This window comes from Leptolyngbya sp. FACHB-36, from assembly GCF_014695955.1.
In the GTDB taxonomy this organism is placed as follows: Bacteria; Cyanobacteriota; Cyanobacteriia; order Leptolyngbyales; family Leptolyngbyaceae; genus FACHB-36.
The window spans coordinates 1-22,053 of record NZ_JACJPG010000646.1; the positions used below are offsets into that span (position 1 = coordinate 1).

Below are 22,053 nucleotides of genomic sequence, written 5' to 3' on the forward strand. Positions count from 1 at the left end.
AACGACCTCTACAATCGCTACTGGCACGACGATCGCATCGCGTCGCTGGGTCTGTTTATCGCGCCGAATGTCTCTGTAGAGGATACCGTGCAGGCGATTCGCGATCGCTTCAAAGGGCAGCAGAGTTTGTCAGTGCAGTCGAATCGCAGTTTGCGGCAGGGATCGCTAGAAATTTTCGATCGCACGTTTGCCATTACTAATGCGCTACGATTGCTCGCTGTAGTTGTGGCGTTTATTGGCGTGCTAAGCACGTTGATGAGCCTGCAACTCGAACGCACACGCGAGCTGGGCATCCTACGCTCCACGGGTATGACGCCGCGCCAACTGGGTGCTCTGACGCTGCTGGAAACTGGACTCATGGGCACGATGGCGGGCGTGTTCGCGATGCCGCTGGGATTTGCGCTGGCGTGGATTTTGATTTACGTCATCAACGTGCGATCGTTCGGCTGGACGCTACAGATGGCGCTGGAAGGACGCTATTTTTGGCAGGCGCTACTGGTGGCGATCGTGGCAGCTCTGCTTGCCGGACTTTACCCCGCCTTTCGCCTTAGTCAGATGAATATTTCAACCGCAATCCGGCAGGAATAATGGTGAATTACAAACCATAATTATTTCGCGCTTTATAACGGTCGCGACTACCGGGTCAATGTAGCTGACCAACGCATAAAGCAACCTGAAATTATTAATCCTGCTGCAATGCTGAATAAGCGTGTGCGCGATCTTGTAGAATCTCGAATACTGAGCAGCAAGCTGACCGATAGAGGGACTAAAACACCAAGTTCAATCAAAAGATTTCGGTAGAAGAAATAGTTAGTCAACTGGATTCGTCCAGCACTGGGTAGCAGCCCAAAGGGAAGCCTAAAAACCTGTTCACTGAACGGGTAGAGCAACGGTAGCGGAAAGACTCCAACCAGTAAATCTAGCACCAGATGAGACAGACCTACCAAGATTAACTGTAGACTTTGAACTTTGAGGCTACGCCCTCGCTTGCCTAATAGCCAAAGCACAAGTATGGTGCAGGCTGGCACTAGAATTACCCCTATTAATGAATGAGTAGTTCTTAAAGTTTGACCAGCGTGTTGCAATCTCAGAGTTGGAATGAGGTAGTCAATGTCCGGTAGCGAAGCAATTACAAGCAGCCAAATTAACCAGCGCTGATTGCTAAACGTTGTTTCATTGGGTTGGTCCGTCTGCAATGGCTGAGTTGCTGCGTATGTAGTTAATCCTGCCAAACTATGACCAATGAATGACGACATTTTTAGTCTCCTCAGTAAAGAGGCTTGCTGATGCATTTATAGCAACTGCATGTTACAGATATGCAAAAAGGTAGGACCTCGATCGCGTCGCCTAGCGGCGTGTGCAACCGTCCATGCCATGCCACAGAAATGCCTTCACGATCCATCATGCTAAGTGCCTTAGCTATAAATCTAAATATTTTCTGGACTTAAATCGCTTGCTTATGCTACATTTGTAGACCGTGAGTTTGCGCCAAACCTATGCACGCCCAAGAGATTATCCGCTCGATCGAAGCGGAACAGATAAAGTCGAATCTCCCCATCATTCACATCGGGGATACGGTTAGAGTTGGTGTGATCATCCAAGAGGGTGGCAAAGAGCGCACTCAGCCCTATGAGGGCGTGGTGATTGCCAAGCGAGGAGCCAGTATTAACCAGACCATCACCGTTCGAAAAACCTTTCAAGGGGTTGGCGTAGAGCGGGTGTTTTTGGTCCACTCTCCTCGAATTGAGAGCATCAAGGTGCTGCGCCGAGGCAAAGTGCGCCGAGCGAAGCTCTATTACCTCCGCGATCGCGTCGGCAAGGCAACTCGCCTGAAGCAGCGGTTCGATCGTGCTCTGTAGTCCTAGGTTCGGTTAGGGTTGTCATTGATGGCAATCCTAGCGGCTCATGGCTATTTCAGCACTACAAGCTGATACACTGGTAAATGCGGCATTGACGATTCGGCATGTGCGCTCTTAGTTCAGTTGGTAGAACGCAGGTCTCCAAAACCTGATGTCGGGGGTTCGAGTCCTCCAGGGCGCGCTGAATCGATTTTGTGGCATGGTCCAGTCTCAGGCACAAAGGTTGCTGGGCAGCGGCTTTATAAGGTGCTGCCGTCGTTTATGGCGGCGCGCTTCGATTCTGTCAAAGTCGAGCTAAAGTAGTAGGTGCAGAACTTGCGCACTGCGTGAGAGGCTCTGTTTGGTTGATGAGTGTCTGAGTCATGAGCGATCGCAGCATCTAGACGGGAGAGAAACGGTGGCGAAAAAAGACGAAGCAGCATTGCAGGAAGCCAAACCTGGCTTTAATCCGAGCGATTTCTTCAAGGAAACGAAGGAAGAGTTGGATAAGGTCGTTTGGCCCAGTCGCCAGCAGCTAATCAGCGAATCCATTGCCGTAATGCTGATGGTTACGCTGTCAGCGACGCTCATCTATCTGGTCGATAACTTCTTCGCTTGGGTAGCTCAGCAGGTATTTGGATGACGTTTACATCAGACGAATCTCTTAATGATTTGCAGGCATACGGCGAGGACGCTGCTCCTCGTGAGGGCGCCCATTGGTATGCAGTTCAAGTTGCCTCTGGCTGTGAGAAGCGCGTCAAAACGAACTTAGAGCAGCGGGTTCAGACGCTTGATGTAGCTAACCGGATTGTTCAAGTTGAAATTCCTCAGACTCCCGCTGTTAAACTCCGCAAAGATGGAAGTCGCCAGAATACTGAAGAGAAGGTCTTTCCTGGCTACGTCTTGATCAAAATGGTGATGGACGACGAAACGTGGCAGGTCGTAAAGAACACGCCAAACGTTATCAACTTTGTTGGCGCGGAGCAGAAACGGCGCTACGGGCGAGGGCGTGGACACGTGAAGCCAATGCCCTTGGGCAATGCTGAGGTCGAGCGCATCTTCAAGCAGACGCAAGAGCAAGAGCCTGTGATCAAAATCGACATGGCTCCCGGAGACAAGATTTTGGTGCTCTCTGGTCCGTTCAAAGATTTTGAGGGTGAGGTGATCGAGGTGAGTCCAGAGCGCAGCAAGCTGAAAGCACTGCTCTCGATCTTTGGACGCGACACCCCTGTAGAGTTGGAGTTTAATCAGATTCAGAAACAGAGCTAGGACGATGGCAAAGAAAGTAGTTGCGATGATTAAGTTAGCGCTTCCTGCGGGAAAAGCTAACCCAGCCCCCCCGGTTGGTCCTGCATTGGGTCAGCATGGGGTCAACATTATGATGTTTTGTAAGGAGTACAACGCAAGAACGGCTGACCAAGTTGGGATGATTATCCCGGTTGAAATTTCGGTGTTTGAGGATCGCAGTTTCACCTTTATCCTCAAGACTCCTCCTGCCTCTAGGCTGATTGCAAAAGCGGCTGGGTTGGATAAGGGATCTGGTGAGCCAAATCGTAAAAAAGTTGGCTCAATCAGTCGCGATCAACTGCGGGAAATTGCTCAAACCAAGATGCCCGATCTCAATGCTAATGACATCGAAGCAGCCATGCGAATTGTTGAAGGCACTGCCCGCAATATGGGTGTGACGGTCAAAGAATAACCACACTAGTTGGGGGAGAGGCGATTCCTCGTTGGAACCCCAGGAGAAAGCAATCATGAAAAAACTATCTCGAAGACTTCAAGAACTTCAAAACAAGGTCGAAGAGCGGCCCTACGGACCGATCGAAGCCCTTGAGCTTCTTAAGGAAACCGCTACTGCAAAATTTCCTGAGTCCGCAGAAGCGCATATCCGACTTGGAATTGATCCCAAATATACTGATCAGCAGCTAAGAACAACCGTTGCTCTGCCGAAGGGGACTGGACAAGCCATCCGGGTTGCCGTGATCGCGCGAGGCGAAAAGGTAACGGAGGCAACGAATGCAGGCGCGGACATTGCTGGTTCCGAAGAGCTGATTGAGCAGATCCAAAAAGGCATGATGGACTTTGATCTGCTAATTGCAACGCCGGATGTGATGCCGCAGGTGGCGAGGCTGGGTAAGCTGCTGGGTCCTCGCGGTTTGATGCCGTCGCCTAAGGGTGGAACTGTCACGTTTGACTTGCCTCAGGCGATCTCTGAATTCAAAGCGGGTAAGCTGGAGTTTCGCGCCGATCGTACGGGAATTGTTCACGTCCTGTTCGGCAAAACTGCCTTTCCTGCAGAGGATTTACTGATTAACCTGAAGGCGCTGCAAGAAACGATCGATCGCAATCGTCCCTCTGGTGCCAAAGGTCGCTACTGGCGCACGATGTTCGTATCTGCTACGATGGGACCCTCAATCGAGCTTGACATCAACGCCCTGCGCGACTTTAAGTTCGGTGAAGCGGCTTAGACGCTTTCGTGCTCTCAAGGAGAGTTTAACCGTTTAGAATTGCCCCAATAGAATACCGAAGCCAGAGACAGCAGGTGCTCAATGCTTAATTCCCTGCCGAGGTTTCACAGACGCTTTTCCCTACTCTGTTAGGAACCCGAAGCGTGCTTGTGACCCCGGCAATGTGCCCGGGGTTTTTTACTGGCTTCGACCGAGGGCAACCAAGCTTGTTGTTTCGTCCCAATTAAGGAGGTGAAAACGTATGGGTAGAACGCTAGAAAACAAACAGGCGATCGTCGCAGAACTGAAAGACACGCTAGCTCAGTCTCAATTGGCAGTTGTAATCAACTACAAAGGATTGACCGTTGCCGAGATCACGGATTTGCGGAACCGGTTGATGCCGACAGGCTCGGTGTGCAAGGTGACAAAAAACACGCTGATGCGGATTGCTGTAGAAGGAAACGAGACATGGGAACCTGTAACTCAGTTCCTGTCCGACTCCTCCGCTTTCATGCTGATTAAAGATGACGTCAGTGGCGCACTGAAAGCTTATCAAGACTTTCAAAGAGTCAGTAAGAAAACTGAAGTTCGCGGCGGCGTCATGGAAGGTCGGGCGCTGAGCGAAGCTGATGTGAAAGCGATCGCCGATCTACCGTCCAAGGAGCAATTGATCGCTCAAATTGCAGGCGCAATTAACGGTGTAGCTACCAAGCTTGCAGTCAGCATTGACCAAGTTCCGGCATCGCTGGCGCGAGCAATTCAAGCAGTTGCCGACAAAGACAAAGAGGCTGCTTAACATCTTCTACTAGCTGTTAGCTATTAGGTAGACGGTCCGCGGCTTGACACTCAAGACTCAACACAGACTCAACACTGATTCCCTCTTAGGAGATAAACTCATGTCCGCAACAACTGATGACATTTTGGATAAATTAAAGTCGCTGACTTTGCTGGAAGCGGCAGAGTTAGTGAAGCAAATCGAGGAAGCATTCGGCGTTAGCGCCGCAGCTCCAGCGGCTGGTTTTGCGCTCGCCGCTCCAGCGGGTGCAGCAGCAGCGGCTGAACCTGAAGAAGAGCAAACCGAATTCACGGTTCAGCTAGAAGAAGTGCCAGCCGACAAGAAGATTGCCATCCTGAAAGTGGTACGTACGTTAACAGGTCTGGGACTGAAAGAAGCCAAAGATTTGGTGGAAGCTGCACCCAAGGCAGTCAAAGAAGGCGTTGCGAAGGGAGACGCAGAAGACGCCAAGAAACAGCTAGAGGAAGCTGGTGCGAAGGTCAGCATCAAGTAATTAGCTCTGGTAGCTATTATTAGTTGACTAATAAACTAATAAAACGGGGCGCGAATCGCGCCCCGTTTTATTTTTGCTTGAATAGACCTACAGAATTTACAGAATATAAAGCAGCAGAAACAGGAAGATCCAGACAACATCAACAAAGTGCCAGTAGATTTCAGCGGCTTCTACGCCGAAGTGATGTTCGCTGCTGTAGTGTTCGGCTTTGAGTGATCGTGCCAGCACCGCCAAAATCAGCACCAGACCAAAGCAAACGTGCAGTCCGTGAAATCCTGTCAAAACATAGAAGGTGCTAGCAAACAGGTTGGTTTTCAGTCCAAACTCTAAGTGGAAGTATTCATAGATCTGTCCGACTAGAAACACTGCGCCCATTAGAGCCGTTAATCCAAACCAGGTCCGCAGCCCTTTCACGTCATTCTTCTTAATCGCCGTATCGGCATTGTGAATCACAAAGCTGCTAGAGATCAGAATGATGGTGTTGATCCCTGGCAGCAGCAACTCCAACCGAGGTGTGCCTTCGGGAGGCCATACCGGAGTAACGGCACGGAAGGTTAAATAGGCGATAAACAGCCCTAGAAAAATCATGCCCTCAGCAATCAAGAACACGATGATACCGAGAATTCGAAAGTCTGGATGCTCAACGTGGTGAGCCTCGACCGTCGCCTCCTCGTGGTGATGATTCAGGGCAGTTTTTGTGGGATCAAGCGTTGAACCTGTCATAATCTCCAATGGCTTAAGGGTTATTAGCGATTAGCGATTAGTTGTCAGCCATGCGATCTTATAGCTAACAACTAACGACTAATAACTGTCTACCGATTGTGGCTTTCTCCTTGTCGATCGTCCGGGCTAACTGCGACCGCAGGATCTGCCTTTGCTCGTAGTGTAGAGCTTGGACCAGCCGAAAGCGCGGGATCGTCTGGGTCAGACAGCGGCACATCGACTTGCGTTGCGCGATTGCCCATACCGTAGTCGTAGGGACCCGTCGCTAGAACGGGGTCAGCCTCAAAGTTTTCCACAGGCGGTGGGGAGGTCGTCATCCACTCCAGCGTCAGACCGTTCCAGGGGTTGTCGCCCGCTTTAGGTCCATACAGCCAACTCCAACCAACGTTAACGATGAAAGGAATCGTGGAGACTGCCAGGATGTACGCACCGATCGAGCAGATTAAGTTCAGCGTGGCAAATTTGGGATCGTACTCGGCAATGCGTCGGTTCATCCCTTCCAGTCCCAGCTTGTGCATGGGCATGAATGCGAGATTAAATCCGATCAAATTCATCCAAAAATGAATCTTACCCCAGGTTTCGTCTAGCATTCGTCCCGTCATCTTCGGGAACCAGTGGTAGAAACCAGCATAGAGACCAAAGACGCTGCCACCAAATAGCACATAGTGCAGGTGCGCCACGATGAAGTAAGTGTCGTGCACGTGAATATCAAACGGAACCGCTGCAACCATGACGCCGCTGATGCCGCCAATCACAAACATAGACACAAAGCCCATCGCAAACAGCATGGCGCTGTTCAGGCGCAGCTTACCGCCCCAGATTGTTGCTAGCCAGCTAAACACTTTGATCCCTGTGGGCACGGCGATGACCATTGTCGTGATCATGAAAAACATCCGCAGCCACGCAGGGGTACCACTCGTAAACATATGGTGTGCCCAAACGATCAGCCCCAAAAAGCTAATTGCAAGGCTGGAGTAAGCGATCGCCTTGTAGCCAAAAACTGGCTTGCGGGAGTGCACTGGCAGAATTTCTGAGATCATGCCAAAGATCGGCAGGATCATGATGTAAACGGCGGGGTGCGAGTAAAACCAGAACATGTGCTGGTAAACGATCGGGTCCCCACCGCCCGTGGGATTAAAGAACGACGTGCCCACGATCAAATCAAATGCTAGTAGAATCAGCGCCCCTGCCAGAACTGGAGTCGCGATCAGCGCCAGCGCCGAGGTCGCCAACATCGACCAGCAGAACAGCGGCATCTGATTGAAGCCCATACCGGGCACTCGCATTTTGACGATCGTCACGATGAAGTTCACCGCTGCCAAGATCGACGAGGTTCCCAGGACCAGCACGCTCATGATCCAGATGCCTTCCCCAAACTTGCCAGCCACCAAACTCAAGGGTGGATACGAAGTCCATCCTGCTTCGGGTGCGCCGACCAGAAAGCTTGCCAGCAGCAGAATTCCAGCAGGTGGAATCATCCAGAAAGCAAGCGCGTTCAGTCGGGGAAACGCCATGTCTCGTGCGCCAATCAGTAGGGGAATCAGGTAATTCCCAAATCCTCCAGTCGCTCCAGGAACGATCCACAGGAAGATCATCACCGTGGCATGGACGGTGAACAAGCTGTTGTACACTTCTGGGCTGACAAAATCCGATGCCGGCGTTGCCAGTTCAGTGCGAACAGCAGTCGCTAACGTGCCGCCAATCAGATAAAAAATGTACGTCGTCACAAGGTACTGAATGCCAATTACCTTGTGATCCGTACTAAAGCTAAAGTATTTGCGCCAGTTGTTGCGGGCCGGCTCTGAGCCACGCGCCGCTTCGTTAGCCGTTTCTTGAAGCTGTGCTTGAGTCATAAGTTGCTAGCTTGCAGAAGGGTGAGCGTGGGCGGGAGACTGAATCTGGCTGAGTACGTTGGCATCCACGCCCAGTTCCGAGACGAACGGAGCCAAGAATTCGTCGGGGGACTGCTCGGCTGGATTCGTGGCGATCGCCCCATCCAATCCTTGAGCGCTTGCTACTTTCTGGCTATCGATCCAGGCTGTGTAGTCCGCAGGCGATTCAGCAATCACCTTGGTCTTCATGACACCGTGATAGGGACCGCACAGTTCCGCACAGATTACGGGGTACTCACCCACTAGTGATGGGGTGAAGCGAAGTTCGGTTTGGCGACCAGGAACCGCGTCTTGCTTCAGGCGGTACTCCGGCACCCAAAAGGCATGTAGCACATCATTGGCAGAAATATTGAGTAGCACTTCACGTCCAACCGGAAGGTGCAGTTCAGCCGACACAACTCCACTGTCAGGATACGTAAAGATCCAGGCATACTGCATCCCTGTTGCGCTAACTGTCAGGGCTGGAGGTCGACCGCTCTTGTCAGGAGTCGCGCCAATCCGTGGCGAGACAGTTCCCAGCGTGGGTGCGTCTTTTTTCTGCGGTAGATCGGTCCGCACTGCATCCGTCACTGGGTCTTGGTTCACCTGGTCCGACATCTCCTGATTGCGAGTCTGACCTTCGGACACAGCAGCCGGGGGTTCGTCCAAGGTAGCCGCGATCGCTGCACCGGGCATCGCTGCCATCTGATGCTGAGCGGGACCGTGTGCCACCGAGTGATCCATTGGGTTCAACCCACCGATCGCGTTGTAGACCTCGAAGCTATAGACCGCAAGTCCCAGAACAATTACAGCCGGAATCGAAGTCCAGAGAATCTCCAGAGGAATGTTGCCGTGCACTGGGGGACCGTCTGTGTCATCACCGGGGCGCTGGCGAAATCGAAATGCCGAAAACACGAGCACTCCAATGACCAGCAGAAACAGCCCGGTGCCGATCGTCATCATTAGATTGAACAGCCCGTCAATCAACGGGGCTTCTTGAGAGGCTTGGACTGGCAATAACCCATGATTCTGCCCGTACCACAAACTGACTAGGGTCAGAACAATACCAGCCAGCAGGGTTGTAATGGAGCTTGGAATGTTCACAGCAATCTGCCTAAAACTCAGGATTTACAGCAAGTAGCGATGGTAAACGTTGAGGCTAGGGAGAGGAAACACGTTCTTCGGATAACCTCAATTGTTATCCAATGCTTTCAGGAAACCCTGTATACCCTTACACGGTATCCCAGCGTCCTCAAAAACAGAGTGACCGTTTGTCATCCTTAGGAATTTCTTCAGGATCGGTCGCTCGCCTCTAGCGTAGTCACTCCGACAGAAATCGCCCATCCTTCACGTGATAGATGTCCATTTGAGCGGATGCGGCTACGTTAAAACACGTCCTCACGATATTCTAAAGTTATGTGACTTTTTGTAAAGATAATGCGGTGCTCCAATTGCTTAATCCAAAGAAAAACCTAAGCCTCCTAACTCCTAGGGGCAGCGTTACTAAAGTAGTAAATGAACTTCGCGATCATCAGCACAATTCGTAACGATAGTGCTAGGTTCGAGGTGAGCAAGTGCTCAATGTTGAGTTAAGTAATTTTGCGTAGAAGGTTAAGCGAATGGCTGATGTTGCCCTCCATCACTCTGCCGCTGGGCAATTAAACCCGCAGGAACGCATCCGCCGCTTTGCGCTAGGAATGGCGGTAGAAACGCTGTTTCTGATGGCGGTTGGCAGTGCTACTCGTGTGATGAATGCTGGACTCGCTTGCCCCGATTGGCCCCTTTGCTACGGCGAACTGGTTCCGCAGCAACAGATGAACCTCGAAGTTTTTCTAGAATGGTTTCATCGGCTGGCAGCGTCCTCGATCGGGCTGTTTGCGATCGCGCTGGCAGCGATGGCGTGGTGGTACCGCCGCTCCGTACCTAACTGGGTGCCTTGGGCGTGCAGCTTGGCTTTGGGATTGGTAATTGTTCAAGGCGTTCTGGGCGGGCTGACCGTGACAGAACTGCTGCGGTTTGACCTCGTTACGGCTCACTTAGGAACCGCGCTGCTGTTTTTCGTGACGCTGCTGACGATCGGTGTGTGCCTAACGCCCTATCGAGGCACCGGAACGGTTGGCAAGCTCTCCTGGGTTGGCTTAGTCGCTGCCATCCTGGTTTACCTGCAAAGCATTTTGGGAGCGCTGGTCGGTTCTCAATGGGCGCTGCACCAATGCTTAAGTACGTCCCGGCTGTGTGCAGTAATGAACAGCCACCTTGTGGGAGTTGTGCCGCCGACGCTGGCGATCGTCGCACTCGTCGTGTTGTCGTGGCGCACACCTGCACTACATCCTGCCCTTCGCAGGCTGGCGAATCTAGCAGGCGGATTGGTTGTGCTCCAGATTGTGCTGGGCGTGGCGACGTTTAAACTCCGCCTGCAAGTGGAGCCCCTAACTGTAGCGCATCAGGTGATCGGTGCGGCTCTCCTCGGAACTCTCGTGGCGTTTGCGGTGCTAGCGCTGCGAGATGTCCCTACCTCAGCTCAATCATCGGGGCTCATCAAATCCTCGACAACGGTCGATCGTCAGCCTGCCTAAAGGATTTTTAGTCGCTTATTTTAGTTGTTAATAGGAACTCGGCCATCACCAGAAGCTAATAACTAAAAAAGCTGACCACTGATTACTAATGACCTCATTTGTTGAGGAAATTTTTACGAATGCAAGAAACTTTACTGACTGCTCCTCGCAAACACGACAACGCTCTTCAAGTTCTTCAGAGCTACTACCAACTCACCAAGCCCCGCATTATTCTGCTGCTGCTGATTACGACAGCAGGCAGTATGTGGATTGCAGCGGATGGACAGGTAAACCCTGTGCTGCTGCTGGCAACGTTAACCAGTGGGGCGTGTGCGGCTGGTGCCGCCAACACGATTAACTGCCTGTACGATCGCGATATTGACTACATCATGGAGCGGACGCGCCATCGGCCTTTGCCCTCGGGTCGTGTGCTGCCGCCTCATGCGCTCATATTTGCGATCGCCCTGACGGTAGTTTCCTTTACGCTGCTGGCAGTGTTTGCAAATGTACTAAGCGCTTGTCTGGCGATGTCTGGCATCGTCTTCTACGTCCTGATCTACACCCACTGGCTGAAGCGGCACAGCACGCTAAACATTGTCATCGGTGGTGCAGCGGGCGCAATTCCGCCGCTTGTGGGTTGGGCAGCCGTCACGGGCGATTTAAGTTGGGCGGCTTGGGTGCTGTTTGCCATTATTTTCTTATGGACGCCGCCGCACTTTTGGGCGCTAGCGGTGATGATTCGAGAAGACTACGCCAAAGTGGGCGTTCCGATGCTGCCCGTGGTAGAAGGAAACGAATCCACTGCCCGTCAAATCTTTGCCTATACACTGCTGCTGATCCCGGTAACGCTGCTGTTGGTGTATCCGCTGCACGTCATGGGGATTGTTTATGCGGCGATCGCGCTGCTGCTAGGGGCAGTGTTTGTCCAGAAGGCGTGGCAGCTTGTGCAAGCTCCCTCAGATTTACAGGTGGCGCGATCGGTGTTCAAATTCTCGATTCTCTATCTCATGCTGCTGTGTACCGGCATGGCATTGGATAGTCTTCCAGTGATGCACCAGCTTACCCACGGGCTAACGCAAAATGTTGAAACCTTTCTGAGCGCGGCGCCGTTTGAGAAAATCCTGACATTTTAGAATAGAGGTTGGGTTGTATCACTAGGTTAAGGAGGAGTGGCTTATGGCTCCTGCGGTTTTGATTGAAAAGCTGCAAAAGCGCTACGGTTCGGTAGAAGCGGTGAAGGACGTATCCTTGCAGGTCGAACCGGGAGAAATCTTCGGTTTGCTAGGTCCTAACGGCGCGGGCAAGACGACGACGCTGCGCTGTCTCTGCACGCTGGCGGAACCAGATGCTGGACGAGTAGAGATTTCTGGAATTTCGGTGACGGCGAATCCCCGGTTGGCACGTCAGCGACTGGGCTATGTGTCTCAAGAAGTCGCACCGGACAAGGTGCTGACAGGGCGAGAACTGCTGCAACTGCAAGCAGCGATCTACCATCTGCCCCGATCGATCGCGCCCGATCGCATCAACACGATGCTGTCGCTGCTGGGACTGCAAGAATACGCCGACAAAAAAACGGGCACCTACTCCGGCGGTCTCAAGAAGCGCTTAGATTTGGCGGCTGGGCTTCTGCACCAGCCCGATGTGCTAGTGCTAGATGAACCCACCGTCGGACTCGACATCGAAAGCCGACTCGTCGTATGGGACTTTTTGCGGCAGCTACGATCGCAGGGAACCACTGTACTGATTACCAGCCACTATCTCGAAGAAATCGACGCGCTAGCAGACCGCGTTGCCATTATCGATCGTGGCACCGTGATTGCAGCAGGCAAGCCATCCGACCTGAAAAATAACCTTGGGGGCGATCGAATTACGCTGCGGATTCGAGAGTTTGCGCCGATCGAGGAAGCCGAAAAAGCAAAGATGCTGCTTCAGTCGATTCCTTCCGTGCAGGAAGTCATCATCAATAGCGCTCAGGGAAACTCGCTGAATCTTGTTGTTGCTCCCCAGAGCGAAGCGCTTTCGACCATCCAAACTGCGCTACAGGCGGCGGGATTGCCCACGTTTGGCATCGCTCAATCGCGCCCCAGCTTAGATGACGTTTACCTGGCTGCAACAGGTCGGACGTTGCTAGATGCCGAGATTGCCGCAGCGGGAAACCGCGACGAGAAAGCGGAGCGTAAGCAGAACATGCGGTAGGCGCGCGATCGATGGCTCATATCAAACTATTCCCGAAGCTAGGAGGCGTATGTCGCTAACGGTTCAAGACCTGGAGAACATGCAGCAGCAGTATCCGGACTACCGCATGGAGCTAGTTGACGGGAATATTATTGTTATGAGTCCATCGGGGTACCAGTCAGACGAAGTCGCGGCTGCAATTATTGCTCAGCTATCAAACTGGGTGAGACCGCGTAAGTTAGGGCGCGTTGCAGCTTCTAGCGCTGGATTTATCTTGCCCAACAGTAATGTGCGTGCTCCGGATGCCTCCTTCGTGCGGGCGGATAAGTTGAAGCGCTCCTCTGAGAATTATGTCCAGGTTGTGCCCGATCTGACGTTTGAAGTCAAATCGAAGAGTGATTCGTTGAAAAGTTTGCGCGAAAAAATTCAAGAATTCTTGGAATTAGGAACGCAGGTCAGCGTTTTAGTCGATCCGAGAACTCGAACAATGGAGGTTTACCGCCTCGGTCAAGCGGCGATTGTTTTACAAGATGGCGATGTTCTGACGGTGCCCGACCTGCTTCCAGGATGGCAGTTAGCGGTTGAGGAAGTGTGGTCACCTGAATTTGATTAAAGCGCTGCAAGTTTTTTAGCGTGAAGCCAGTAACAGTAAACAAAACTAATCTTCCTTAAAGTTGTGTAACTTAGAGTTAAGTGGAGATAACAAAATGAGCAGCAGCAATATTACGCCTCTAAAGCCAGATATTTCAACCACCGCTTCGTCTGGTAGCCGTCAGTTAGCGCTTGAGCCGACCTCTGCCTTAAGCGATTTTTTGCAAGAAACGATCGCCCTGTCCCGCCGCCTGTTTATCCAACTGCAACGTCGTCCTTCGACCTTGATTGCGGGGATCATTCAGCCAGTGATGTGGTTAATTCTGTTTGGGGCACTGTTCCAAAACGCGCCAGAGGGCTTGTTTGGCAATAGCGTTAGCTACGGTCAGTTTTTGGGCGCAGGTGTGATTGTGTTTACTGCGTTTGGTGGCGCACTCAACGCTGGACTGCCCGTGATGTTCGATCGCGAGTTTGGCTTTCTCAATCGGCTGCTTGTTGCCCCGCTGGCGTCACGGTTTTCGATCGTCGCGGCTTCTGCAATTTTTATTACCACATTAAGCCTGGTTCAAACCGCGGCGATCGTTGCCATGAGCGCAGTGATTGGTGCTGGCTTGCCGAATCCGTTGGGTTTAGGGCTGGTCGTGCTGATTGTGCTGCTGCTGGTGCTGGGCGTGACAGCGTTGAGCTTGGGGCTTGCCTTCTCGCTGCCAGGGCATATTGAACTGATCGCGGTCATCTTCGTGACCAACTTGCCACTGCTGTTTGCTAGCACAGCGCTAGTGCCGCTGTCGTTTATGCCGCCGTGGCTGCAGATTGTAGCAACGCTAAACCCGCTCAGCTACGCGATCGAGCCAATCCGCTACGTGTACCTGCACAGCAGTTGGTCACTCAATAGCGTCGTCATGCACGCTCCTTGGGGAGATGTCAGCTTAGGACTGGCGCTGCTGATTCTGGTCGCCTTTGACGCAGTGGCGCTCTTGAGCATTCAGCCGCGCCTGCGACGATCGCTGGCATAGCCAGAAACCGTTACTTCCCTTAAAATAAGGGAACCAAAGGCGGCGCTGGACTCGTCAAATTTTCTAGCAGATGGAATAGTATTGAGTCAGCAATTATTCAGTCAGCGGTCGTGGCACTTGGCGGCAGATTAGAGGCATTTTATGAAGAGAACAACAGGCATCCCGATTCAGATTGCGCTTGGTCTGTGTGCGGCGGTGGGATTGGCGGCGATTGGTGTCTCGTCATCGGCACAGGCACAAACGATCGACCAAAATACTAGAATTGATCCCCTACAGGACTTTAAAACTCAGGACAACCCCGATCCATTCTCGAATCGCGGTGGTGGTGGGCAGCCGAACAGCATTTTTGATTTGATTCACCGCTCAGTTCTGGGACCGTCTCGTCCTCTGGAAGAAGTTAATGCTGAGCAGCGGGAAAGCTTGGACGCTGAAGCAGCCGCGTTTCGGGCTCGGCAGCAGCAGCGGCTGCAGAATGGGCAACAAGCCACGCCCGCTGCTGCACCTGCGCAACCGACTGCCACGACTCCGCAGAAGTAAGTATGCGCTGCTAGGGTAGCGGCTTAAAGGTGTACGTCGTCTTAGATCCAGCTTTGAGAGGCGAGATCGTAACTAAGCGTACATTGCCATGGCGATCGCCCGATGGCAGGAAACTTACTATTCCATCGGCTCCCGCTGCTGAAAAATCTGATTGAGACAGCAAGCGTTGAATTCCGTTGCGAGTTGGATTGCGGCGAACAGCGGTGATCAGGGCTTGGGCTGCATCGTACGCCAGTGCAGTTCGCCAGCTAATGGGAGTGGTCTTACCCCACAAAGCAGATGCTCGCTGCTGAAAGGTTGATCGACTTAACTCCGCTGGAACTCCCAACACCATTCCAACCGCTTCACCCCCCGCTATTTTGAGCAGCTTGGAGGTGTAGATGCTATCGCCCGTTAGCAGCGCTAAGCGCCGCCGATTCACCTGCACTACTTGAATGGCTCGATCGGACGTGCGGTAGTCCGGTGCCAGCATAATTGCCTTCGCGCCCTTGGCGATCGCTTGATTGACGCTATCATCCGCATCAAAATCAGCCCGCGACAGATCAAACTCATCGACTAGCTCGACACCGTTGTAGAACAATGCGTCTTTGAACTCAGTCATCAGGGACGCGCTGTAGGTGCTGGTGGAGTTGTAAAACACCGCTACGCGACGCTGCTTCAGTCGATTCAGCAAGTAGCTGGCGAGGGTCCGTGCGGTCACACGATCGCTGGGCATGGTGCGAAAAATGTAGCTGCCGCTGTTCGACAACTGCACCGCCGAACTCAGCGGCGAAATCATCACTAACTGTTGCGCCTGATAGATCGGAGCGGCGGCGATCGACACATCGCTGATGCTGTGTCCAATCACACCAAGAACCTCCGGATCATCTGCCAGCGCTTTTGCCACGGATTCAGCAACGTCTGGGCGGTTGTCGTCGTTAGCGATCGCGACTTTTAATCGCACCCCGTTAATGCCACCCGATCGATTCACTTCGTCTTGCGCCTGCGCCACCCCACGCAGAATTTCTAGCGTAGAGCGAAAGCCATCGTCGCCAAACGGCACCGCTGCCGCTAGCCTGTAGGACTTTTCGGCACCGATGCGGGCATTGTTGAGGTAGATGAGAATTTCTGGATTACTGGGATCAGCCTGGCGCGCAGCACTCAGACTCGCCACAGCCAGAGCGTAATTTCCGACTGCTAGGTGCTCAACACCGTCTTGTTTAGCTGTGTTTTTGCCCGTTTGCCAGGGATTGAGCGATCGCTCTCCCAGACTGATACGCGCCTGCATTGAATTCGAGACGGCTGCCGTCTGCGTGGGCAAAGGGTTGGGAGTGGACATAAACAGCCCACGACCTAAAACGGCACCTACGGCGATCGCGGCTACTGCTCCAGTTGTGACAAGAACGGCTTGCCAGGGCAGTCGGCGACTAAATGAACGATCCCGAGGCGGAACAGTCGAATCAGATTGAGTGCGCTTGGGTCGAAACTGCTGACCCGGATAGGAGCGAAGCTGCCGCAGTGCCTGAAGCGCATCGGCTACCGATCGATAGCGCTGATTGAAGTGGTAGCGGGTCATTGTCTCAATGACGGTAGCTAGTCCAGGGCTGACTTCTGCGTGATCGCGCCAAATCAACTCGCCCGTGTTCAAATCCTGCGGAAACTGGGAGGGACGCAGCCGAGTCAGTGCCTGAATTGCCACCATGCCCAACGAGTAAAGATCGCTGCTGAACTGCGGTCTACCGAGGCACTGTTCGCTGGCGCTGTAGCCAGAGGTGTAAACTGGCAGGCTCAGATTAGTCTCACCCGTTGCCTCCGCGACCGTCGCCTCGATCGCCTTGACTGCGCCAAAATCGATCAGCACCAGCTTGCCGTCCGATCGTCGCCGAATCAGGTTTTCGGGCTTAATGTCGCGGTGAATCACGCCCTCTGCATGCACGAATTCCAGGATGCCCAGCACGTCTTCTAGCAGGGCGATCGTCTGCTCCTCGTTAAGCCGTGGACCGACTGCTATTTCTTCGCTTAGCGGCTGTCCTTCAATGAACTCCTGCACTAGGTAGAATTCGCGGTTCTCCTCAAAATATGCCAGCAGGCGAGGAATCTGGTCGTGTTTGCCCAGTCGCTCCAGCGTTTCCGCTTCTGAGCGAAACAGTCGCCGCACCTGCTGAAGCACGATCGGATCGGTGCTAGCAAAGGTAAGGTGTTTCAGCACACAGCAGGGATTACCGGGACGCTGAGTATCCTCTGCAATGTAGGTGTGACCGAATCCCCCCGATCCAAGAACATTGATGACTTTGTATCGTGCACTCAAGAGTTTGCCGAGCATGGCATCCATGAAGCGCTGTCTTTTGCGCTCCCAGGTTAGTAGGAGTTGTTATCGACTGTACCGCGATGCTCGCGATCGTGCCAGAACGAAGCCGCTGCCAACCAACAAAATTTGGTGACTCGCGGTTAGCCGTTGGCAATTCGCTATTCTGAGGGCAGTGCTCTACTAAACAGTTTTGGGTTATGCAGATTCAGCAGCGTCACACCTGGGTCCTTACAGCTGAAGAGGCGATCGTCATTCAGCAATCGCTTCGTAGCGAGATTGTTACGACCGATCAATTTGGCACGATTCGCTATGTAGCAGGCGTAGACGTCGGCTTTGAAGACGACGGAACGGTGACTCGCGCCGCTGTTGCTGTGCTAAAGCTAGAGGATTTAACGCTGCAAGACCGGGCGATCGCGCGGCGTCCCACTAAGTTTCCGTACATTCCGGGCTTTCTGTCGTTCCGCGAGGTGCCCGCCGTACTCGACGCCTTGCAGCGACTCCACGTACTGCCCGATCTGCTGCTGTGCGATGGACAAGGAATTGCCCATCCACGCCGCTTCGGGATTGCCTGCCATCTGGGACTGCTGACGGATCTTCCCGCGATCGGCGTTGCCAAGTCTCTCCTCGTGGGTCGCCATGCCGACGTCCCAGATGAGCGGGGCAGTTGGCAACCGCTGACGCACAAAGGCGAAACCGTAGGGGCTGCTCTCCGCACCCGCCCTGGCACCAAACCGCTCTTCATCTCTACTGGACACCGCGTTAGCCTGGACACCGCGATCGCTTACGTGATGCGCTGCACCCCAAAATATCGCCTCCCCGAAACCACGCGTCAGGCGCACAATCTGGCGTCGGGTCCCGCGATCGATCAGCCTGCGGAAGCTCCGATCGACCAGCCTGCAGAACCGCAGCAAATGACCCTAGAGCTTTGATTTTGACTTTAAATTCCCTATGAATCTCCCTTCCTTTCTTTGGCTTTGGAAAATCGCGGCGTGGTCAATGGGCTTCGCGATCGTGGCGTATCTGCTGCTGGCAGCATCGGGTGGCTGGATAGCATTACAGCGATCGCGCCGGCAAACTCATCCAGGCTGGTTGCGTCCTGTCCACATTGGAGTTGGCATCAGCATGGTTGCGCTTGTGCTGCTGCTGCTGGCGATCGGCATTGTGGGCACACTGGGGCACTTTGGCAGCTTGGGGCACTCCTGGCATTTACCTGCCGGAATTGTGGTCGTCAACTTGGTGTTTCTCTCCGCATGGAGCGCTGCACAAATTGGTCCGAACCAGCCTTGGGCGCGAGGGTTTCACATCAGCATTAATCTGGCGCTGCTAGTTGCCTTTGTCTTGGTGTCGCTTTCTGGCTGGACCGTGGTGCAAAAATATTTACCGTAAACTAGGAGTAAAAGCTGATAGCGATTGGCTTTAGCGACGTGACGTTAAGGGAAATTGAGGGAGTGAATCAGGATTATTCGGCGATCGGACAACCGACTGAGCAGTCGTCCACGTTTCGTCTATCGCCGCTGGTGCGTCTGACGCTGTTACTGCTCTACGCCGCGCTGACGGTGCCGCTCCCGTTTCTGTCGCAGGTTGCGGGACCAGGAATTCCGCCGCAGCTGCTATGGGTTGGGATTGGGCTAGGCGCGATCGCCCTCTATGCAGTCTTGACCGAGCGTGTGATCGTGGATGCCGAAGGAATCCAGGTGGCATATCCCCGCTGGGTGCCGCGCTTTTTTCGCAAAGGCTGGGAGCTACCGTGGTCCGACATCACTGCGCTGAAGCCGCGATCGACGGGGCAAGGCGGCATCGTCTACTATTTTCTCAGTCACTCAGGGCAGGCGTATCTGCTGCCAATGCGAGTGGCGGGGTTTGCTCAACTTGTGCGGCGAGTGCAGGCGCAAACGGGCATCGATACGACAGATGTGCGTCCGCTGTCACAGCCATGGATGTATCTGATTTTGCTGGGCTGCACTCTTATCCTGCTGGCAGTGGATACTTGGACAGTTTGGACAGCAATGACACTTTAGTCGCCGATCGCTAGTGAGCGGCTGTGGCTGGCTCCACAAGATCGGTGAGTCCGCGAATCAGGCGATCGATGCCTTCGATCGCGGTTTCTTTTTGCAGGGCAGCGTAAGCAACTCGTAAATAGCAGCCCGTGTCTAGCCCAAACGCCGAACCGGGGATGGCCGCGACGCGGTAATCGCGAATCAGGCGATCGACGAGCTGCATGGACGACAACGGCGTATGCACCTTGGGCAAAAAATAGAACGCGCCATTGGCAGGCGGAACCGTGCAGAGATGCGAAATTGATTGCAGTGCCGTTTGCAGTTGCTGGCGCACTTCGACGATCGCGGCTAACTGGCTGCGGCAGTAGTCGGACCCAGCTTGCAGTGCTCCGAGAGCCGCGTACTGCGACACGACCGCTGGACAAATCACGTTCGTATCCTGGATCTTCATTACCGAAGCGAGCAGGTGTGCTGGAATCACCATATAGCCGATGCGCCAACTGGCAAACCCATACGCCTTCGACAGCGAATAAAGGCAAATCGTGTGGTTGGCGCTGTCGGCGATCGCCCCCGGAGAAAAATGCTCTGCGCCGTCGTAGGTGAAGTACTCGTACGCCTCATCGCTGATGTGGTAAATTCCCCGCTGGCGGCAGAGATCGTTGACCTCGCGCAGAGCGGCTTCCGAGTAGACAACCCCGGTGGGATTGTTGGGCGAAATCGTCACCACAGCGCGCGTGCGATCGGTGATCGCCGATCGAATCGCGTCTGGACGCAATTGGTACTGCTCATCTGTCGCCACGAGCACCGGATGACAGCCCACCATCGTAATTGCCATCTCGTGGTTGAAGTAGTACGGCGTTTGCAGAATTACCTCATCGCCCGGACTCGTAATTGCCAGCACCGCGTTGAGAAATCCCATGTTGCTGCCAGCGGTGACGACCACCTGTCGCTGCTGCATCTCAATCCCATTGTCCGCCTTCAGCTTCTCGGCGATCGCCTCACGCAGCGGCACAATTCCCTGAATGAACTGGTACTTGTGATTGTCCGGCTTTGCAAGAAAATCAGAGATTTGAGCGATCGCCGCTGCGGGTGGTCCATAGGACACAACCCCCTGCCCCAGCGAAATTGTCCCCGGATTTTGAGCGATCAGATCGGCAACGACAGGAATAATCGGAGTTTGAACCGCTTGCATTCGAGCAGAAATCATGGCGAGCAATACGTGAGAACTGAGGAACAGAATACCGAGGACTCAAACCGAATCGCTAACCGCTAACAGCCACCAGCGAATGTCGGATAATAAACTGTACAAATTTCGACGAGAAGGGTCATGACTAATCTTTCAACGCTACAAACCGCTCTCGCGCAAGGGCGTGCTCTCAAGGTTATCAGTGGATTGAACAACTTCGACGCCGATCGCGTCGCGGCAACGGTGAGAGCCGCCGATCAGGGTGGTGCAACGTTTGTGGATATTGCGGCAGATGCAGACCTGATCCGCCTGGTAAAGGGGCTGACGACGCTGCCCGTGTGCGTGTCGGCAGTCGAGCCAGAAGCGTTTGTAATGGCAGTCGAAGCGGGTGCCGACCTAATTGAAATCGGCAATTTTGATAGCTTCTATGCCCAAGGGCGTCGATTTGAGGCAGAAGACGTGCTGGCGCTGACGCAGAACACTCGATCGCGACTGCCCGCAACAATGCTATCGGTAACGGTGCCGCACATTCTGCCGCTGGACCAGCAGGTGCAGTTGGCGGAGGAACTCGTGAGCGCTGGAGCAGACATCATTCAAACCGAGGGCGGCACCAGCAGCAGTCCGGCTCACGCAGGAACGCTGGGCTTGATCGAAAAGGCAGCCCCCACGATCGCCGCTGCCTACGAGATCGCTCGTGCAGTTCGCGTTCCGGTGCTGTGTGCGTCAGGACTGTCTAGCGTCACGGCTCCTTTGGCGATCGCGGCAGGTGCGTCTGGAGTCGGCGTGGGATCGGCAATCAATCAACTAAACAGCGAAGTCGCAATGATTGCTGCCGTTCGCAGCCTGGTTGAGGCGCTGGCAACCGTAGAGCGAGCGATCGCATAAAGACTAGCGAGGCGATCGCTGCGTTAGTCAGCGATCGCCTCCGCTCTGCTGACGAGTCCCTGCGGCAACCTCGCATTCTTAAAGCAGTTCTAGATATGATAGAGGTGTTAAGAAACGTAACGAACGCCGCCGCAAATGAGCAGTCGAACGAAATCTCGCGTGGTCGTAGCTGGAGCTGGAATTGGTGGATTAACCGCTGGAGCGCTGCTCGCCCATCGTGGGTATGAGGTGCTGGTGCTGGATCAGGCGATCGTGCCTGGAGGCTGTGCGTCCACCTTCAAGCGGCAGGGCTTTACCTTCGACGTCGGCGCGACGCAGGTTGCCGGACTGGAACCGGGCGGAATTCACGAACGTATTTTCTCTGAGCTTGACATTGAGCTGCCTGCTGCCACTCCGTGCGATCCTGCCTGCGCCGTTTACCTTCCGGGTGAAACCGAGCCGATTGGCGTCTGGCGCGATCCCGATCGCTGGAAAGCCGAACGACAGCGACAGTTTCCCGGCAGCGAACCGTTCTGGCAACTGCTGGCGGATCTATTTCGCTACAGTTGGGCGTTTCAGTCCCGCGATCCGGTGCTGCCGCCGCGCAGCGTCTGGGACTTGTGGCAACTGACGAAAGCTGTGCGTCCCGATACGCTGCTGACGCTGCCACACACGTT

The 22,053-nt window shown here is 53.8% G+C and carries 24 protein-coding genes, 1 tRNA gene and 1 other annotated feature; of the genes, 20 read left to right on the plus strand and 5 right to left on the minus strand.

Annotated features, from left to right (window positions below; genetic code table 11):
• The 9 genes from H6F43_RS19810 to rplL form a co-directional block, all read left to right on the plus strand.
• A partial coding sequence (locus tag H6F43_RS19810) for an ABC transporter permease (protein WP_190344695.1) occupies positions 1–588 on the plus strand: 588 nt, incomplete at its 5' end.
• A 908-nt stretch (positions 589–1,496) separates the two neighbouring features.
• Positions 1,497–1,859 (plus strand): 50S ribosomal protein L19, encoded by a 363-nt coding sequence (gene rplS / locus H6F43_RS19820; protein WP_190344698.1) that lies wholly within the window; start codon positions 1,497–1,499, stop codon positions 1,857–1,859.
• Between the two features lie 108 nt (positions 1,860–1,967).
• Positions 1,968–2,040 (plus strand) — tRNA-Trp (locus H6F43_RS19825).
• A gap of 216 nt (positions 2,041–2,256) precedes the next feature.
• The gene (gene secE / locus H6F43_RS19830) at positions 2,257–2,481 is read left to right on the plus strand and encodes a preprotein translocase subunit SecE (RefSeq protein ID WP_190344738.1); all 225 of its coding nucleotides are present in this window, start codon (positions 2,257–2,259) and stop codon (positions 2,479–2,481) included.
• Positions 2,478–3,107: a transcription termination/antitermination protein NusG gene (gene nusG, locus H6F43_RS19835; RefSeq protein ID WP_190344700.1), complete on the plus strand. Its 630-nt coding sequence runs from the start codon at positions 2,478–2,480 to the stop codon at positions 3,105–3,107. Before secE ends, nusG begins: the two co-directional genes overlap by 4 nt.
• 4 nt (positions 3,108–3,111) lie before the next feature.
• Positions 3,112–3,537: a 50S ribosomal protein L11 gene (rplK, locus tag H6F43_RS19840; protein WP_190344702.1), complete on the plus strand. Its 426-nt coding sequence runs from the start codon at positions 3,112–3,114 to the stop codon at positions 3,535–3,537.
• Between the two features lie 55 nt (positions 3,538–3,592).
• Entirely contained in the window at positions 3,593–4,306 is a 714-nt protein-coding gene (gene rplA, locus H6F43_RS19845; RefSeq protein ID WP_190344704.1) for a 50S ribosomal protein L1, read from the plus strand.
• Between the two features lie 43 nt (positions 4,307–4,349).
• Positions 4,350–4,494 (plus strand) — a sequence feature (ribosomal protein L10 leader region).
• Between the two features lie 53 nt (positions 4,495–4,547).
• Positions 4,548–5,081, plus strand: a complete 534-nt coding sequence (gene rplJ, locus H6F43_RS19850; RefSeq protein WP_190344706.1) for a 50S ribosomal protein L10 — start codon at positions 4,548–4,550, stop codon at positions 5,079–5,081.
• A gap of 100 nt (positions 5,082–5,181) precedes the next feature.
• A complete protein-coding gene (rplL, locus tag H6F43_RS19855) occupies positions 5,182–5,574 on the plus strand; it encodes a 50S ribosomal protein L7/L12 (RefSeq protein ID WP_190344708.1) in 393 nt (130 codons plus the stop codon).
• Between the two features lie 96 nt (positions 5,575–5,670).
• On the opposite strand, the gene H6F43_RS19860 is transcribed toward rplL, so the two are convergent.
• The 3 genes from H6F43_RS19860 to H6F43_RS19870 form a co-directional block, all read right to left on the minus strand.
• Entirely contained in the window at positions 5,671–6,297 is a 627-nt protein-coding gene (locus H6F43_RS19860) for a heme-copper oxidase subunit III (RefSeq protein ID WP_190344710.1), read from the minus strand.
• Positions 6,298–6,386: 89 nt separating this feature from the next.
• A complete protein-coding gene (gene ctaD, locus H6F43_RS19865) occupies positions 6,387–8,150 on the minus strand; it encodes a cytochrome c oxidase subunit I (RefSeq protein ID WP_190344712.1) in 1,764 nt (587 codons plus the stop codon).
• 6 nt (positions 8,151–8,156) lie between these two features.
• A complete protein-coding gene (locus H6F43_RS19870; protein ID WP_190344714.1) occupies positions 8,157–9,272 on the minus strand; it encodes a cytochrome c oxidase subunit II in 1,116 nt (371 codons plus the stop codon).
• Between the two features lie 515 nt (positions 9,273–9,787).
• On the opposite strand from H6F43_RS19870, the gene H6F43_RS19875 reads away from it, so the two are divergent.
• The 6 genes from H6F43_RS19875 (at position 9,788) to H6F43_RS19900 (ending at position 15,042) form a co-directional block, all read left to right on the plus strand.
• Positions 9,788–10,744 (plus strand): heme A synthase, encoded by a 957-nt coding sequence (locus H6F43_RS19875; RefSeq protein WP_190344716.1) that lies wholly within the window; start codon positions 9,788–9,790, stop codon positions 10,742–10,744.
• A gap of 119 nt (positions 10,745–10,863) precedes the next feature.
• On the plus strand, positions 10,864–11,856 hold the full coding sequence (locus tag H6F43_RS19880; protein ID WP_190344718.1) for a heme o synthase: 993 nt from the start codon (positions 10,864–10,866) through the stop codon (positions 11,854–11,856).
• A 43-nt stretch (positions 11,857–11,899) separates the two neighbouring features.
• Entirely contained in the window at positions 11,900–12,919 is a 1,020-nt protein-coding gene (locus tag H6F43_RS19885; RefSeq protein ID WP_190344720.1) for an ABC transporter ATP-binding protein, read from the plus strand.
• Between the two features lie 49 nt (positions 12,920–12,968).
• Positions 12,969–13,511: a Uma2 family endonuclease gene (locus H6F43_RS19890; protein WP_190344722.1), complete on the plus strand. Its 543-nt coding sequence runs from the start codon at positions 12,969–12,971 to the stop codon at positions 13,509–13,511.
• Between the two features lie 94 nt (positions 13,512–13,605).
• The gene (locus tag H6F43_RS19895) at positions 13,606–14,505 is read left to right on the plus strand and encodes an ABC transporter permease (protein ID WP_190344723.1); all 900 of its coding nucleotides are present in this window, start codon (positions 13,606–13,608) and stop codon (positions 14,503–14,505) included.
• A gap of 141 nt (positions 14,506–14,646) precedes the next feature.
• Positions 14,647–15,042, plus strand: coding sequence for a hypothetical protein (locus H6F43_RS19900; RefSeq protein WP_190344725.1), 396 nt, complete (start codon positions 14,647–14,649; stop codon positions 15,040–15,042).
• A gap of 10 nt (positions 15,043–15,052) precedes the next feature.
• On the opposite strand, the gene H6F43_RS19905 is transcribed toward H6F43_RS19900, so the two are convergent.
• Positions 15,053–17,353 carry a bifunctional serine/threonine-protein kinase/ABC transporter substrate-binding protein gene (locus H6F43_RS19905; RefSeq protein ID WP_190344727.1) on the minus strand — a complete coding sequence of 767 codons (2,301 nt, stop codon included), beginning with the start codon at positions 17,351–17,353 and terminating at the stop codon, positions 15,053–15,055.
• 173 nt (positions 17,354–17,526) lie between these two features.
• On the opposite strand from H6F43_RS19905, the gene nfi reads away from it, so the two are divergent.
• From nfi to H6F43_RS19920, 3 genes are all read left to right on the plus strand, one after another.
• Positions 17,527–18,258, plus strand: coding sequence for a deoxyribonuclease V (gene nfi / locus H6F43_RS19910; RefSeq protein WP_190344729.1), 732 nt, complete (start codon positions 17,527–17,529; stop codon positions 18,256–18,258).
• Positions 18,259–18,277: 19 nt separating this feature from the next.
• Positions 18,278–18,715 (plus strand): DUF4079 domain-containing protein, encoded by a 438-nt coding sequence (locus H6F43_RS19915; RefSeq protein ID WP_190344731.1) that lies wholly within the window; start codon positions 18,278–18,280, stop codon positions 18,713–18,715.
• 62 nt (positions 18,716–18,777) lie between these two features.
• Positions 18,778–19,347, plus strand: coding sequence for a hypothetical protein (locus H6F43_RS19920; protein WP_347272446.1), 570 nt, complete (start codon positions 18,778–18,780; stop codon positions 19,345–19,347).
• Between the two features lie 10 nt (positions 19,348–19,357).
• Here the strand turns inward: H6F43_RS19920 and H6F43_RS19925 are convergent, their stop codons facing one another.
• Positions 19,358–20,518 carry a pyridoxal phosphate-dependent aminotransferase gene (locus H6F43_RS19925; RefSeq protein WP_190344742.1) on the minus strand — a complete coding sequence of 387 codons (1,161 nt, stop codon included), beginning with the start codon at positions 20,516–20,518 and terminating at the stop codon, positions 19,358–19,360.
• Between the two features lie 135 nt (positions 20,519–20,653).
• Between H6F43_RS19925 and H6F43_RS19930 the strand changes: the two genes are divergently transcribed.
• A complete protein-coding gene (locus H6F43_RS19930; protein ID WP_190344733.1) occupies positions 20,654–21,397 on the plus strand; it encodes a DUF561 domain-containing protein in 744 nt (247 codons plus the stop codon).
• A gap of 135 nt (positions 21,398–21,532) precedes the next feature.
• Positions 21,533–22,053, plus strand: a 521-nt coding sequence (locus H6F43_RS19935) for an NAD(P)-binding protein (RefSeq protein WP_190344736.1), incomplete at its 3' end; no start/stop codon positions are given.